Below are 15721 nucleotides of genomic sequence, written 5' to 3'. Positions count from 1 at the left end.
GACCTTATCAACCACGACAGGCCCTTTAGAGGACCTGTTGTGATTGATGGGAGAGATGGTATCTACAAGGGGGAATGGGTTCTTGTAGGTTGGGCTGAGCGCAGCGAAGCCCAACGGTGCCCAAGTCCCACGTTGGGCTTCGACGGTGGAGCTGCCTCAACCCAACCTACAAGGGAATTGGGTTCTTGTAGGTTGGCGCTGAGCGCAGCGAAGCCCAACGGTGCCCAAGGCCAGATCCCGCGTGTTGGGCTTCGACGATGGAGCCGTCTCAACCCAACCTACGTGGGAGCTGAAGCTACCGTAGGTTGGGTTGAGCGTCAGCGAAGCCCAACGTCTCAAGGCACCTGGGGCGACACCATGAAGGCGCGGAAGCGCTCCTTGAGATTGCCGGGCCGTGCGCCCTGCCAGAGCAGCTGCCAGCCTGGTGGTACCGCCACGGCTTCGTGCCATTCGTCCTGCACCACCAGCACCTGGCAGGGCACCTGGCGCAGCGCGGTCAGCTCCACCGGGGGATAGCCGGCGTAGACGTGCAGCATGGAGCGCTCCGATTCGCCCAGGCCGTAGCTGGCCACGCAATCCGTCCGTGGCAGCACCCGCTGCAGCGCGGTGAACGGCCGGGCATAGCTGTTGCCCAGGTCGACCCAGGGTAGCCAAAGGCTGTTGGCCAGACTCCAGCTCACGGTGAGGCCGACGAACCAGAGACTGCTGGGTGCCAGGCGTCTGTGCAGCCCTAGCGCCAGTCCCCAGCCGAGCAGCGCCAGCGCGGCGAGGATCCAGGCCAGCAGGCCTACCGGCAGTCGTTCAGCGAGCGGCAGATGGTCCCGGACCAGCGCGGGCCAGGGCAGCGGCCAGCCCAGCGCCAGGCCGAAACCGCCCAGGGCCAGCAAGGCGATGATCGGCGTCCAGAAGGCCAGGCCGAGGGTGCGCCCGAGGGCGGCGAGCGCGGGCGGTGGCTGCAGCCGCGCCGCCAGCAGCGCCAGGGCCGGAAACAGCGGTAGCAGATAGAGGCTGCGGAACACCGCCGACTTGAGCAGCACCGCCAGGCAGACGAGCGCATAGAGCACCACCGTGGCCAGTCCCGGATGCCGACCCAGGCGCTTCAGCGGGCTGCCGCCACGGCGATACAGCTGCCAGAGCGTGGCGCCCAGCAGGATCAGCCCGGTGGGAAAGGACAGCGCCAGCAGATCCGCCAGGCTGGAGGCCAGACCGTCGGTATCGCTGTTGCGCGCCTCCAGGCCAAAGAAACGGCCGATGTTGTTGGTCCACAGCCAGGTATGGAACAGCTCCGGCGCCCGGTGCCAGAGCAGCGCCGGCCAGACCAGCAGCCAGGGCAGGGCGGCTAGGCCGGCGGCGAGCAGCCAGTGCCGTCCTTCCGGCTCGACCAGTCGCCGCGGCCAGCAGAGCGCACAGAGCAGTCCGGTGAGGCCCAGCACCCCGGGGACCAGCAGGCCCTTGCTCATGAAGGCGATGCCCAGGCCGCTGCCAAACAGCAGGCCCCGGCGCCAGGGATGGCGGTTGTCGTGCAGCTGCGCGGCCAGCCCGGCGAGGCCCAGGGTGGCGCCGGCCAGCTGGGGCACGTCGGCGATCAGCAGATGACTATGCTGCACCACGCCGAGCATGCCCAGCAAGGCGAGCACGGCCTCGCGCCGGCGGCCGGGCAGCAGCCGCTCGGTCAGCCAGGCAAGGGCGGCCAGGGTCACCAGCATCCAACCCAGCACCGCCAGCCGCGCGCCGTCGGGCGCACTCAGCCAGGGCGCGGACAGCCGCGCGGCCAGGGCGCCGGTCCAGTACATCAGCGGCGGCTTTTCCATGAAGGGCGCGGTGCCGACCCGGGGGACCAGCCAGTCCGGGGTGGTGAGGAAATTCCACAGCATGCCGAAGGAGTAGGGTTCGTCGGCCTTCCACAGACCACGACCGAACAGGCCGGCGAGCAGGTAGGCGGCCAGGCAGCCGAGCAGCAAGGCCCGCTCCAGCTGTGCGGCTCTGGGGGAGGAGGGGGAAGAAGAGGAGAGCACGGCAGGGACTCTTGGCGGAATCCTGCCGGTATACGGGAGTTGGCTTAGAGGGGGCTTAAGGGGTTAGCGGGGGATGATTGCCATGAGAGCCAATCGCGGCCTCTCCTACAGGCTGGATTGGGCCTGTAGGAGCGGCCATGGCCGCGATTGCTGGTATTGGTACCAGGGCTGGTTATCGAGCGCTTTGAAGGTTTTTGTTTCGCCCACCCGGGCGACTCACTTTTTTCAGTCGCGAAAAAAATAAGCAAAAACGCTTGCCCCGACCATCCGGCCCTCCGCTGCGCTGCGGATCCGCTCACGCCAGCGCCGTTCCGGGGTCGGCCTACACGGGCCGTCCATGGCCCGTTAGGCCTCTCGCCGCATCCATGCGGCTCGACCCACTCCACGACACCGGCATTCGCCCTCCTGAACGGGGCGATTCGCTAGCCTGATGCCTGGGTGCAAACCGGTAGGGTGGACAACGGCGCAGCCTTGTCCACGCGTTAAGCCTTACTCCCTCAGTGGAAAACGCTGCGCGGTTTTCCACGCTACGAATCGCTCTGGCTTTGCCTGTAAACACCGTAGTCTCAGGCTGGCCTCCCGTCCCCGTCAGTGAGGCCGAGTGTAGGTGTCGCTGAGGGGGATGCGAGGCAAGATGCCGAGCGAGGCGCGAGGGGCAGGACGCCCCTTCGTGCCGTGCCCCAGGAGCGGCGCCGGAGCGAGGGGACCCGGAGCGCAGCGGAGGGCCGAAACGTGGGGGCAGCGGTTTTGGTTACTTTTGTCCGGGGCGCGTAGCCGCGACTGGCAAAAGTGAGTCGCCCGGGTGGGCGAAACAAGAGATACCAGCAAAGCTCGATAAATAGCCAAGGCACTGATAAGCCAAGGCATCCCGGCCAAACATCCGCAAAGTTGGGCTTCGCTCCGCTCAACCCAACCTACGGACCCGCCTACCAAGCCTCAGGCCAGGTGCTGCAACCGTTCCACCAACTGCGCATGCAGCGCCGGATCACCACAGGCGAGGATGGCGCCGCCCTGTTGGGCGTCGCCGCCGTCCCAGGCGGTCATGCGGCCGCCGGCGCCTTCGATGATGGGGATCAGCGCCTGGACATCGTAGGGCTGCAGGCCCGCCTCGATGATGACGTCGACGAAGCCCGAGGCCAGCATGCAGTAGGCGTAGCAGTCACCGCCGAAGCGGGCCAGCTGCACCTCGGCGGCCACGGCGTCGAAGGCCGCCAGGCGCTCGGGGGTGTCGAAGATGTCGCGGCTGGTGCACATCAGCCGGGCCTGGGCCAGGCTGGCGCAGGCGCGGGTGCGCAGGGCCGCGCCGTTGCGCCAGGCGCCGGCCGGGGTGCCCAGGTAGCGCTCGCCGGTGAAGGGCTGGTTCATCACCCCGATCACCGGACGGTTGCCGTCGTTGAGCGCCACCAGAGTGCCCCACAGCGGCAGGCCGGTGATGAAGGCACGGGTGCCGTCGATGGGGTCGAGCACCCAGCTCAGGGGACTGCTGCCGGCGACGTTTTCCTCTTCCTCGCCGAGGATGCCGTGATCCGGGTGCTCGGCCTGGATGAGTTCGCGCATGGCCCGTTCGGCGGCCTTGTCGGCGATGGTCACCGGGTCGTAGCGGCGGCCGGCGATGGCGGCGTCGCCCTTGTCGTCCACTGCCAGCTGGGCACGGAAGTAGGGCTGGATGGCCACGGCGGCGGCGTCGGCCAGGCGCTCGGCGAAGCGTTCGTAGTAGGAGATCTCGGCAGCGGTCAGGCTCATGCTCATTTCACCAGGCGGGCGTCGAGGCTGTTCTGTGCCAGGCGCTGGGCCTGTGCTTGGGTCATGCCCAGGCCTTCGTGCAGGGCCATGAAGTTCTCGGTGACGTAGCCGCCGAAGTAGGCCGGATCGTCCGAGTTGACGGTGACCTTGAGGCCGCGGTCGAGCATCTTGAGGATGGTGTGCTGGCTCATGTCGTCGAACACGCACAGCTTGGTGTTGGACAGCGGACACACGGTGAGCGGGATCTGCTGGTCGACCAGGCGATCCATCAGGCGCTCGTCCTCGAAGGCGCGCACGCCATGGTCGATCCGCACCACGCCGAGCTGGTCCAGGGCTTCCCAGATGTACTCCGGCGGGCCTTCCTCGCCAGCATGGGCCACGGCCGGGAAACCCTCGGCGCGGGCACGGGCGAAGACGCGCTTGAACTTGCTCGGCGGATGACCCTTTTCCGAGCTGTCCAGGCCGACGGCGACGAAGTGGTCGCGAAACGGCAGCGCCTGGTCCAGGGTGGCCTGGGCGGCGTCTTCGGAGAGGTGACGCAGGAAGCTCAGGATCAGCCCGCTGGTCACGCCCAGCTGCCGCTCGCCGTCGCTCAGCGCCTGGGTGATGCCACGTACCACCACTTCGAAGGGAATGCCGCGATCGGTGTGGGTCTGGGGATCGAAGAAGGGCTCGGTGTGGATGACGTTCTGTTCCTTGCACTTCTGCAGATAGGCCCAGGTCAGGTCGTAGAAGTCCTGCTCGGTGCGCAGCACGTCGGCGCCGGCGTAGTAGAGGTCGAGGAATTCCTGCAGGTTGCCGAAGTTGTAGGCGGCGCGCAGGGCTTCGACATCACCCCAGGGTAGGGCGACGCCATGGCGCTCGGCCAGCTTGAACAGCAACTCGGGCTCCAGGGTGCCTTCCAGGTGCAGGTGCAGTTCGGCCTTGGGCAGGGCATTGAGCCAGTCGTACATGGGAGCCTCGGGATAGCTTGAATCAGAAAAAGATGGACGATTGTCGCACGCTTTGCCGGGTTTTCCGCAGGCATCCGGGTTCCCGCTGACCGATGTACGGTGGTTTGGGCGGTCAGAAATTCCCAGCGTTCCACGCTTTGGGCCAGCAAAGGGCCATAACGCCTGCATTGGGTCTGGATCTGACTACAATCGGGACGCATGGCTCCAAACACCAGGCGTGAGGTATCCGTGCAGACCGTTCAGGATTACGTTGGCGGCAAGAACAACAATCTCAATCTGATTCGCATGATCGCGGCGCTCGCCGTGGTCTTCAGTCACAGCTTCGCTATCTCCAGTGGCACGGCCACGGCGGAACCGGGACGCGAGAGCCTGGGCATGACCCTGGGCGACATTGCGGTCGACATCTTCTTCATCACCAGCGGTTTCCTGGTCACCAAGAGTCTGCTCAGCCGCGCCGACATCATCGACTTCGTCTGGGGCCGCGCCCTGCGCGTGGTACCGGGCCTATTGGTGATGCTGGTGCTGACGGTGCTGGGCCTGGGTGCCTGGCTGACCCGGGCACCCTTGCAGGATTACCTGAGCGATCCCCAGACCTGGTTCTATCTGTTCAAGAACACCGGCCTGATCGCTGGCGCCGAATTCGACCTGCCCGGGCTGTTCGAGGGCAATCCCTTGCAGACCATCGTCAATGGCTCGCTGTGGACGCTGCCTTTCGAGGTGGGCATGTACGGCGCCCTGGCGCTGCTCTGGTTGTTCGTGCTCTGGCTGCGGCTGGACAGTCGTCACTTCCAGCGCGCCATCCTGCTGTTCGCTGTGGGCGCGGCGCTGTTCAAGCTGTTCGCCTACTATTTTTTCGCCAGCGAATCGCACCTACTGCGGCTGTTCCAGATGTTCTTCCTGGGCGGTGCCTTCTATGTGCTGCGTGGCTACATCCCCCTGACGCGGGCGGCCTTCGCCGCCGCCGTGGCGCTGCTGGCGGTGGCGATGCCCGACCGCGACAGCTTCTACCTGGTCTACAACCTGACGCTGGGCTATGTGCTGCTCTATCTCGCCTTCGTGCCGGCCGGCCGCATCCGTGCCTTCAACGAGGTGGGTGACTACTCCTACGGCCTCTACATCTACTCCTTTCCCGTGCAGCAGACCCTGGCGGCGGTGATCCCCGGCATCGAGGCCTGGACCATGGTGCTGCTCTCCATCGGCATCACCCTGCCGCTGGCGGTGGTGTCCTGGTTCCTGGTGGAACGCCATGCCCTGGGCTATCGCCAGGCCTGCGCGACCGGCACCAAGGCCGTGTGGAAGCGCCTGGCACCGCGTGCTCGGGTTGGCTGAGCGGCCTGTCAGGCGGCGGTAGCCTGGGTGGCCAGCGCCGGGGTGTAACAGGATGCGAGCCTTTTGCCCTCCAGGGCGGTCGTAACAAGGCATTGCTCAACCAAGGACGCCCCTTTCCATGCTCGCCGCCCTCAAAGACGAAACCCTGCTGCTGGTCGCCATCGGTGCCACGGTGCTGGCCTATGTGTTCGAACACGCCCTGCTCGGCGGTGGCCAGACCCTGGCGCTGATCGCCGCCGGCGGGTTGATCGCCGCCATCATCTGCGCGGCCATGCGCGTGGCCCATCACGCCGAACTGCTGGCGGAAAAGGTCGGCGATCCCTATGGCACCATGATCCTGACCCTTTCCGCCGTGCTGGTGGAGGTGATCATCCTGGCGATCATGATGAGCCACGACCATTCGCCGACCCTGGCCCGCGACACCATCTATGCCGCAGTGATGCTGGACATGAACGGCATCATCGGCCTGGCCGCGCTGCTCGGGGGCCTCAAGCACGGCGAGCAGCCCTACAACGACGACTCCAGCCGCAGCTACGGGGTGATGATCATCACCGCGGTGAGCATCTCCATGCTGGTACCGGAATTCATTCCCTCGGCCCAGTGGCACGTCTATTCCTTCTTCACCATCGGCGCCATGGCGCTGCTCTATACCCTGTTCCTACGCATGCAGACCGGCCCGCACAGCTATTTCTTCAGCTACAACTACCCGGACAAGAAGCGCAAGCGCCCGGCGGTCGAGGGCGAAGCCGCCACCGCCGGCCATGGTGAAAGCAGCGCCACCCTGTCCATCGCCATGCTGATCGTCGGCATCGTCGCCACCGGGGCGCTGGCCGAGGTGATGTCCAAGTCGCTGGACACCGGGCTGGAAGGTCTGGCCGTGCCGGCCCTGGTCCCGGCGCTGGTGGTGGCGGTGATTTCCGCCAGCCCCGAGATCCTCACCGCCCTGCGCGCGGCCATGGCCAATCGCATGCAGTCGGTGATCAACATCGCCCTGGGCGCCAGCCTGTCCACCGTAATCCTCACCGTACCGGTGGTGGAGGCCATCGCCCTGTACAACGGCCAGCCGATCCAGATGGCCATGACGCCGGTGCAGACGGTGATGATGGCCGTGACCCTGATCGTCGCCGCCATCAACCTCAACGACGGCGAGACCAACGCCATCGAGGGCATGACCCACTTCGTACTGTTCGGTACCTTCATCATGCTGACCATCCTCGGTCTCTAGGGCGGTGCCATGATCGACAGCGAGGTCATCAGCAACTACGGCTACGGCGCGGCGGTTTTGGGTGCTCTGGTGGAAGGCGACGGCGTCGCCATCCTGGCCGGCATCGCCGCGCGCCACGGCTACCTGCTGTTTCCGCTCACGGCGCTGTGCGTGGCCCTGGGCGGCTTCATCGGCGATCAGACGCTGTTCTATCTCGGCCGTCGCTATGGCGACCGCATCCTCGGCCGCTTCAAACGCCAGCAGGCGCGCATCGACTGGTTGCGCAGCCGCATTCATCGCCACGAGGCCCTGTGGATCATCGGCATCCGCTTCGCCTATGGCTTCCGCCTGATCGGCCCGCTGCTGATCGGCGCCAGCGGCGTGCGGCCGCGGCGGTTCCTGTTCTTCAACATCATCGGCGCCCTGCTGTGGGGCTTCGTCATGACCGGCATCGGTTATGCGGTTGGGGAGATCCTGCGGGATTTCTTCGCCGAGCATCATGTGTCGACGCACTGGTTGATCGCGGCGGCGATCTGCGTGGTGGTGCTGTTCATCGGCGCCCGCGCCGTGTTGCGGCGGCGGGAGGGGGTGTAGGGGGGAGGCTTTGTAGGTTGGGTTGAGCGGAGCGAAGCCCAACGGTGCGTAGACCTGAACCTCGCTGGAATCGCGGCCATGGGCCGCTCCTACGGCAGCTGGCTATCTGTAGGAGCGGCCCATGGCCGCGATAGGTGAGTTGCCGACGAGATGAAACAAGTTTCGGTAGATCGCTCGATAATCAGCCAGTACAACACTTCAGCCCCCAAGCGTTGGGCTTCGCTTGCGCTCAACCCAACCTACCGCCAGCCTGCTCCTCCAACGAAAAAGGCGCCCTGAGGCGCCTTTTTCACACTAAACCAACCCAAGTCAGACCTTGACGATCCAACCCTCCGGAGCCGGCTTGTCGCCGGTCTGGATGCCGGTCAGTTCCTCGTACAGCTTGCGCGTCACCGGGCCGACGTCGGTCAGGCTGTGGAAGACGTGCAGCTTCTCGCCGTACTGGATGCCGCCAATGGGGGTAATGACCGCCGCGGTGCCGCAGGCGCCGGCTTCGACGAACTGGTCGAGCTGGTCGATATGGACGTCGCCCTCGACCACTTCCAGGTTCAGCCGCTCGCGCGCCAGGTCCATCAGCGACATACGGGTCACGCCCGGCAGCACCGACTCGGAGCGCGGGGTGACGAACTTGCCGTCGCCGGTGATGGCGAAGAAGTTGGCCGAGCCGACTTCCTCGATCTTGCGGTGGGTCAGGGGATCCAGGTAGATGCAGTCGGCGAAGCCTTCGGCCTTGGCCTGGGCGCCGGGCATCAGGCTGGCGGCGTAGTTGCCGCCGACCTTGGCGGCACCGGTGCCCTGGGGCGCGGCGCGGTCATAGCCGGAGATCACGAAGTTGTGCGGGGTCATGCCGCCCTTGAAGTAGGCGCCGACCGGGATGCCGAATACCACGAAGTGGAACTCGGGGGCGGTGCGCACGCCGATGTTGTCACCCACGCCGATGACGAAGGGCCGCAGGTAGAAGGCGCCGCCGGTGCCGTGGGGCGGGATCCAGGCCTCGTTGGCCTTGACCACCTGCTGGCAGGCATCGATGAACATCTCGGTGGGGACCGGCGGCATCAGCAGGCGGGCGCAGCTCTTGTGCATGCGCGCGGCGTTGCGGTCGGGGCGGAACAAGTTGATGGAGCCGTCCTGGCAGCGATAGGCCTTGAGGCCTTCGAAGCACTGCTGGCCGTAGTGGATGGCCGTGGAGCCTTCGCTGATGTGCAACTGGTTGTCGCGAGTCAGCTCGCCGGGTCCCCAGCTGCCGTTGCGATAGGTGGCGATATAGCGGAAGTCGGTCTTGATGTAGTCGAAACCGAGGGTCTTCCAATCGATGTCCGCAGCGCTCATAGATCCTCGCAGTGCTCTCCGGCGGCTTGGCCGGTCGTTTCGTGGTCGGGCCGTACGCCTCACCGGCGACGGTTAAAAGGGGTGGACGAGGCGGGCTCGTCGCTAGGTTCTGTATGAAAAGTCGCCGAGCGAAGGTCAGGCAAGGCAAAAATCAGCGAGGAAGCGGAGTTTACGAGTGGTAAATGAGCATTCCGAGCTGATTTTTAACGCAGCATCACCGAGCACAGGCACTTTTCGTACAGAGCCTAGACTGTGAAAGATACCGCTTATCCGGACCTCTGGGGGCACCTTTCAGCCAATCGGATCTCCAAAGACTGAAGCTGGCCCTTTGCCGCCTCTGCCTGTTGCTTCAGGCTGGGTGTGCGGGTCGCCACCAGGAGTCTGTTTTGAAAACAATGATGGCGTTGCTGGGTGCCCTGACCCTGCCAACGCTCACGGCGCAGGCCGCCGGCATCTTCACCGACAAGTTCGACACGGCGCTCAATCGTCGGGTCATCGAATGGCGTGGGGCGCCCTCGACCGACGGGATCGTCTTCAGCGTGATCGCCAGCCAGTTCAAGACCAGCGCCGGCAACGCCACCACCGATTTCCGCACCCAGCTGTCCACCTTTGGCGACAAGGTGCGCTTCCACGGCTGCAGCGCCAGTCGCTGGGAAATGAACGGCCAGCTCTACCTGCCACTCAAGGGCCAGTACCGCATGGCCGGGCTGGACGAGCGCTACGGCGAGTACTTCATCGGCCAGCCCAGCCGCCAGGACCTGGAATGGGTGGCCATGAATACCCGGGTCAATTATCGCCTCTGCCGCCTGCGCGCAACCCTGTCCGCCGAGGACCTGCAGGGGCTGCGCTGGGTGTTGCAGGCGGCGGAGTCCGGCTAGCGAGCTAGTCGAAGCGGGTGATGACGGTCACCCCGGTACCTTCGAACCTGTCCATGTGCATCAGGGCCTCGCTGGACTCGGCCAGGCTGATCTCGCGGCCGATCAACCGCTGCGGTGCCAGGGTGCCCTGGCGCAGCATGGCCATCAGCACGTCGTAGCGATGGGCCTGCATGCCGTGGCTGCCGAGGATTTCCAGCTCCTTGGCGATTACCAGATTCATCGGCAGCGCCGGCGTCGCCTGGTCGCCCAGCAGCAACCCGACCTGAACGTGCTTGCCGCGCTTGCGCAGGCAGGCGATGGAATTGAAGCAGGTGGTGGGGTGGCCCAGGGCGTCGAGAGAGACGTGGGCACCGCCGCCGGTGAGTTCCTGCACCGCCTCGGGCACGCTGGCCACCTGGGTAGCATCGAGGGTGGCCACGGCCCCGAGGCTGCGGGCCAGGGCCAGCTTGTCGGCGGTGATGTCGATGGCCACCACCTGGGCGCCCAGGGCGCTGGCGATCATGATCGCCGAGAGCCCGACGCCCCCGCAGCCGTGCACCGCTACCCACTGGCCGGCGCTGACCTTGCCCTGGTCGACCACGGCGCGAAAGGACGTCACGAAGCGACAGCCCAGGCTCGCCGCCGTGGCGAAGTCCAGCTGCTCGGGCAGGCTGACCAGGTTGAGATCGGCCTGGTGGATGCCGACGTACTGGGCGAAGGAGCCCCAGTGGGTGAAGCCGGGCTGGAACTGATGGTCGCAGACCTGCTGGTGGCCGGCGTGGCACTGTGGACAGGCGCCGCAGCCACCGACGAAGGGCACCGTCACCCGGTCGCCGACCCGCCACCTCCTGACGTCCTTGCCTACCGCCTCGACCACCCCGGCCAATTCGTGGCCCGGCACATGGGGCAGTTCGATGTCGGTGTCATGGCCGACCCAGCCGTGCCAGTCGCTACGGCAGACGCCGGTGGCCATGACCTTGAGCACCACGCCGTGCGGCTCGGGGGTAGGGTCCGGCACCGTGCACAGGCAGGGTGGCGCGGAAAAGGCTTCGTAGACGACAGCTTTCATGGCGGGGCCTCGGGCTGGATGACGCCTCCAGTATGGCAAGCCGCGCGAATTTAGCCTGTCTGCTTGCCGGTGCGGCCGGCGGACTGCCGCTCGGCTAGCCTGCCAGGGCCTGCAGCCCGCTCCAGGTAGCCGGTGCGTCCTCGCCTAGCGCCTGCACCAGGGCGGCCTTGAGGCGGCAGTCGGGCAGGGCGCGGTGGGTTTCCTGCACGGCGACGCCCTGCTGGCGAGCGGCCATGGCCAGGGATTTGCGGCGCCAGCCGTCCTGGCTGCGGCTGTCCAGACTCGGCTCCTGCCAGAACTGGGCATAGAGCTGCATCAGGCAGTGCAGGCGGGTGCCATCCACCAGTTGCACCGGCGGCGTCTCCCGCTCCAGTTCCGGCGGCAGCGCCAGTCCGTGGAGCTGGGCATCGTGCCCCAGCAGGCGATAGTCGAAGGCCATGCCATAGGCCAGCACGGTGCGGCCCTGCAGCAGCGGCCAGAGCTGGGCGAACACCTCGGGAAAGGAGGGCGCCTGGCTCAGGTGGGCATCGGTCAGGCCGTGGATCAGGGTCGCCTCGCGCGGCACGGCGATGCTGGGGCGCACCAGGGTATCGAGCAGCACCCGGCCACCGAGGGTCATCACCGCCACCTCGATCAGCTGGGCCTCTTCCCCTAGACCGGTCGCCTCGGTATCCAGCACCAGCACGTCCTGCTCCAGCCAGCGACGCGCCTGCTCGCGCACCCGCATTTGCTGGGCGTTGTAGCCGGTGAAGGCAGCGGTGGAAAAAGACGACGACAAGGAATTCATGACACGGCCTGACAGCTGAAACAAAGGGTGCGCCCAAGAGCCGGGGAATCGGCTCTACGACGGGTGTGGGCATTCGATGCAAGATCATCGCCACAGGACACAGGCCGTTCGGCGGGAGCGACGAGCGGACCACCCGGCGCGCCGGGGTCGCCCGCGCGGTCTGGCCTTGCGAGAATGGGCCTTCATCCATGTCGAGGAGCGCCGCTGCTTTGGCCGCCGTCCAGGGTTTCTTGCTGACACGCCTCTGGCGCGAGACTTCCACCGGGATGGAGCTGGTGTTCTGGTTCGCCACCGACAGCGGTCCGCGCCAGCTGCGGGTGCCGGCGCAACAGGCCGTGGCCTTCGCCCCGGCCGCGCGACGGGCGGACATCGAGCGCCTGCTGCCGGCCGAGGTGGAGATCCGCGAATTGGCGCTGCAGGACTTCCAGCGGCGCCCCGTCCTGGGGCTCTATGCGCCGCGCTATCGCACCCTGCGCGAACTGGAGCAGCGCCTCCCCGCCGCCGGCATCGAGGTCTACGAGACGGACATCGCCCCGGCGGATCGCTTTCTCATGGAGCGCTTCATCACCGCGCCGGTGACGCTGCCCACGGCAGACGGCGGGCCACTGCGGCCCGATCCCGACTATCGCCCCTCGCTGCGCACCCTGTCGCTGGACATCGAGACCAGCGAGCGCGGCGAGCTCTACAGCATCGGCCTGCATGGCTGCGGCCAGCGCCAGGTGTACATGCTCGGCCCGCCCACCGGGGAGGATGCGGCGGTGGACTTCGACCTGGAATACGTCGCCGACCGCGCCACCCTGCTCCAGCGTCTCAATGCCTGGCTGGCGCGCCACGATCCCGACGTCATCATCGGCTGGAGCGTGCTGCAGTTCGACATCCGCGTGCTCCACGAACACGCGCGCAAGCTGGGCGTGCCCCTGCACCTGGGCCGTGGTGCCCCCGAGGACGATCACTACGAACCCGGCGGCCAGGGCCGGCCCTTCCAGGCGCTGCTGGCCGGGCGGCCGATCATCGACGGGGTGGAGGCACTCAAGTCGGCGACCTGGGTATTTCCCTCCTACAGCCTGGAGAACGTCAGCCGTACCCTGCTGGGCGAAGGCAAGGCCATCGACAATCCCCACGACCGCATGGCCTCGATCAATCGCATGTTCGCGGGCGAAAAGAGCGCCCTGGCGCGCTACAACCTGGTGGATTGCGAACTGGTCACCCGCATCTTCGCCAAGACCGAGCTGCTGCGCTTCCTCCTGGAACGGGCCAGCGTCACCGGCCTGCCGCTGGAGCGCCATGGCGCCTCCATCGCCGCCTTCTACCATCTCTATCTGCCGTTGATGCACCGCCAGGGCTTCGTCGCGCCCAATCTCGGTGCCCAGCCACCCGAGGCCAGCCCCGGTGGCTTCGTCATGGATTCCCGGCCCGGGCTCTACGACTCGGTGCTGGTGCTGGACTACAAGAGTCTCTATCCCTCGCTGATCCGCACCTTTCTCATCGATCCGGTGGGGCTGGTGGAGGGCCTGGCATTGCCCGAGGACGAGACGGTGCCGGGCTTTCGTGGCGCGCGCTTCCACCGCACCCGGCACTGCCTGCCGGAGATGGTGGCGCGGGTCTGGGAGGGGCGCGATGCCGCCAAGCGCGCGGGCAACGCGCCCCTGGCTCAGGCGCTGAAGATCATCATGAACAGCTTCTATGGCGTGCTGGGCACGCCGCACTGCCGTTTCTTCGATCACCGCCTGGCCTCGTCCATCACCCTGCGTGGCCACGCGGTGATGCACCAGACCCGCGAGCTGATCGAGGCGCGTGGTCATCGAGTGATCTATGGCGACACCGACTCCACCTTCGTCTGGCTCGGGGCTGCCCATGAGGAGGCCGAGGCCGAGCGTATCGGTCGCGAGCTGGTGGCGGCGGTCAACGCCCACTGGCGCGAGTGGCTACAGGCGGAGCTGGGGCTGGAAAGCCATCTGGAGCTGCAGTACGAGACCCACTTCAGCCGCTTTCTCATGCCTACCATTCGCGGCGCGGAGGAGGGCAGCAAGAAGCGGTACGCCGGGCTCAGACCCGGAGCCGACGGCCAGCCCGAGCTTGTGTTCAAGGGCCTGGAAACGGTACGCAGCGACTGGTCGCCGCTGGCCCAGCGCTTCCAGCGCGAGCTGTACCTGTTGATCTTCACCGGTGAGCCCCATGAGGACTATGTGCGCGACTTCGTCGCCCGCACCCGCGCCGGCGACCTCGACGACCTGCTGGTCTATCGCAAGCGCCTGCGCCGACCGCTGGAGGAGTACCAGAGCAATCTCTCGCCCCAGGTACGCGCGGCGCGCCTGCTGGAGGCGGAAAACGCCCGGCTGGGACGCCGCAGCCGCTTTCGCCGTGGCGGCTGGATCAGCTACCTGATCACCACCGCCGGCGCCGAGCCGGTCGAGCTGCCTCATGCACCACCCGAATACGATCACTATGTACAGCGCCAGTTGGCCCCGGTGGCCGACGCCATCCTGCCCTTCGTCGGCGACCGCTTCGACCGGTTGCTGGATCGGCAGATGGGGTTGTTCTGAACAGGGCGGTCGTTTCGAAGCGTTGATCGCCGAGCTGCACGCCCAGCGCGGCACCCGCGCGAGGCCATGGCATAGTCAGACGATTCGCGGCACACTCGGGGGCCACCGGGGCGCCTACCCAGCTGGGCTGGCGGTCCCCTTTCCCGCCAGAGGAGCGCTGCGATGACCCGCCTCACCGCCCAGGATTTCTCGCCCGAACTGCTCGAACTCTATGACTTCTATGTCCACGGTCGCATCAGCCGCCGCGACTTCCTCGACCGCGCCGGGGCCTGTGCCGCGGTGCTGGGGCTGTCGGCCACCGGCGTGCTGGCGGCGCTGAGCCCCAACTATGCCCTGGCCAGCCAGGTGGAATTCACCGACCCGGACATCATCGCCGAGTACGTCTATTACCCCTCGCCCAAGGGCCATGGGCGGGTGCGTGGCTATCTGGTGCGGCCGGCCAAGGCCAGCGGCAAGGTGCCGGCAGTGGTGGTGGCCCACGAGAATCGTGGCCTCAATCCCTATATCGAAGACGTGGCCCGGCGTCTGGCCAAAGCGGGCTATCTGGCGCTGGCACCGGACGGCCTGACGTCCATGGGCGGCTATCCCGGCAACGACGACAAGGGCCGTGAGTTGCAGCAGCAGGTCGATCCGGCCAAGCTGATGAACGACTTCTTCGCCGCCGTGGAAACCCTGATGAGCCACGAATTCAGCACCGGCAAGGTCGGTATCACCGGCTTCTGCTATGGCGGTGGCGTGGCCAACGCGGCCGCCGTGGCCTATCCCGAGCTGGCCGCGGCGGTGCCCTTCTATGGACGTCAACCGCGCGCCGAGGAGGTGGCGGCGATCAAGGCGCCGCTGCTGATCCACTACGCCGAAAACGATCCGCGCATCAACGAGGGCGCCGCCGCCTACGAAGCGGCGCTCAAGGCGGCCGGCAAGACCTACGAGGTGCAGCGCTATGCCGGCACCAACCACGGCTTCCACAACGACTCCACCCCGCGCTACGACGAGGCGGCTGCCCAGCTGGCCTGGCAGCGCACCCTGGACTGGTTCGGGCGTTACCTGGCCTGAGCGCTCTGGGCTATCCCGGGTGCCGGGATCCCATGCCGTAGCGTTTTCCACGGGCGGGGCCAACCCGAAACGCTGGACAAGGAGGCGTTAGCCCGTCGCGACTGGTTGGGCGGGAGGCACCGTTGGGCTTCGCTGCGCTCAGCGCCAACCTACGCGAGAGGCCGAACCGTGGTGGCTACCGACGCAGGTTGGGCTGAGAGGGCTTTATCGTCGAAGCCCAACAGGGCCCCGGCTGAACCTCGGCA

General features: G+C 66.7%; 12 protein-coding genes. 6 read left to right on the top strand and 6 right to left on the bottom strand.

The window, feature by feature from the left end; genetic code table 11:
- Positions 1–335: 335 nt before the first annotated feature.
- The 3 genes from FEZ61_RS14425 to FEZ61_RS14415 form a co-directional block, all read right to left on the bottom strand.
- On the bottom strand, positions 336–1961 hold the full coding sequence (locus FEZ61_RS14425; RefSeq protein ID WP_173149186.1) for a hypothetical protein: 1626 nt from the start codon (positions 1959–1961) through the stop codon (positions 336–338).
- A gap of 990 nt (positions 1962–2951) precedes the next feature.
- A complete protein-coding gene (gene hisN, locus FEZ61_RS14420) occupies positions 2952–3758 on the bottom strand; it encodes a histidinol-phosphatase (RefSeq protein ID WP_173149184.1) in 807 nt (268 codons plus the stop codon).
- A gap of 2 nt (positions 3759–3760) precedes the next feature.
- Positions 3761–4711 carry an adenosine deaminase gene (locus FEZ61_RS14415; RefSeq protein ID WP_068383669.1) on the bottom strand — a complete coding sequence of 317 codons (951 nt, stop codon included), beginning with the start codon at positions 4709–4711 and terminating at the stop codon, positions 3761–3763.
- 228 nt (positions 4712–4939) lie between these two features.
- On the opposite strand from FEZ61_RS14415, the gene FEZ61_RS14410 reads away from it, so the two are divergent.
- The 3 genes from FEZ61_RS14410 to FEZ61_RS14400 all read left to right on the top strand — a co-directional run bounded on the left by FEZ61_RS14410 (position 4940) and on the right by FEZ61_RS14400 (position 7838).
- A complete protein-coding gene (locus tag FEZ61_RS14410; protein ID WP_236712136.1) occupies positions 4940–6040 on the top strand; it encodes an acyltransferase in 1101 nt (366 codons plus the stop codon).
- Between the two features lie 118 nt (positions 6041–6158).
- The gene (locus FEZ61_RS14405; RefSeq protein ID WP_017638648.1) at positions 6159–7265 is read left to right on the top strand and encodes a calcium:proton antiporter; all 1107 of its coding nucleotides are present in this window, start codon (positions 6159–6161) and stop codon (positions 7263–7265) included.
- A gap of 9 nt (positions 7266–7274) precedes the next feature.
- A complete protein-coding gene (locus tag FEZ61_RS14400; protein ID WP_064307531.1) occupies positions 7275–7838 on the top strand; it encodes a DedA family protein in 564 nt (187 codons plus the stop codon).
- A gap of 309 nt (positions 7839–8147) precedes the next feature.
- Here FEZ61_RS14400 and FEZ61_RS14395 read toward each other — a convergent pair whose 3' ends face one another.
- Positions 8148–9167 (bottom strand): branched-chain amino acid aminotransferase, encoded by a 1020-nt coding sequence (locus FEZ61_RS14395; protein ID WP_068383662.1) that lies wholly within the window; start codon positions 9165–9167, stop codon positions 8148–8150.
- Positions 9168–9553: 386 nt separating this feature from the next.
- Between FEZ61_RS14395 and FEZ61_RS14390 the strand changes: the two genes are divergently transcribed.
- Positions 9554–10045, top strand: a complete 492-nt coding sequence (locus tag FEZ61_RS14390; RefSeq protein ID WP_173149181.1) for a hypothetical protein — start codon at positions 9554–9556, stop codon at positions 10043–10045.
- A 4-nt stretch (positions 10046–10049) separates the two neighbouring features.
- Here FEZ61_RS14390 and FEZ61_RS14385 read toward each other — a convergent pair whose 3' ends face one another.
- Both FEZ61_RS14385 and FEZ61_RS14380 read right to left on the bottom strand, forming a co-directional pair.
- Complete coding sequence (locus tag FEZ61_RS14385; protein WP_017638652.1) at positions 10050–11093, bottom strand: zinc-dependent alcohol dehydrogenase family protein; 1044 nt, start codon at positions 11091–11093, stop codon at positions 10050–10052.
- A 94-nt stretch (positions 11094–11187) separates the two neighbouring features.
- A complete protein-coding gene (locus FEZ61_RS14380) occupies positions 11188–11880 on the bottom strand; it encodes a 3'-5' exonuclease (RefSeq protein ID WP_173149179.1) in 693 nt (230 codons plus the stop codon).
- Positions 11881–12089: 209 nt separating this feature from the next.
- Here FEZ61_RS14380 and FEZ61_RS14375 point away from each other — a divergent pair, with 209 nt between their 5' ends.
- Positions 12090–14423 (top strand): DNA polymerase II, encoded by a 2334-nt coding sequence (locus tag FEZ61_RS14375; RefSeq protein ID WP_173149177.1) that lies wholly within the window; start codon positions 12090–12092, stop codon positions 14421–14423.
- Between the two features lie 162 nt (positions 14424–14585).
- Positions 14586–15476 carry a YghX family hydrolase gene (gene yghX / locus FEZ61_RS14370; protein WP_017638655.1) on the top strand — a complete coding sequence of 297 codons (891 nt, stop codon included), beginning with the start codon at positions 14586–14588 and terminating at the stop codon, positions 15474–15476.
- Positions 15477–15721 lie beyond the last annotated feature (245 nt).

The sequence above is a fragment of the Pseudomonas sp. MS15a(2019) genome, from assembly GCF_013277805.1.
GTDB lineage: Bacteria > Pseudomonadota > Gammaproteobacteria > Pseudomonadales > Pseudomonadaceae > Chryseomonas > Chryseomonas benzopyrenica.
Note: the sequence above shows the minus strand (reverse complement) of the source record. Positions and strands in the feature narration are given on the sequence as shown.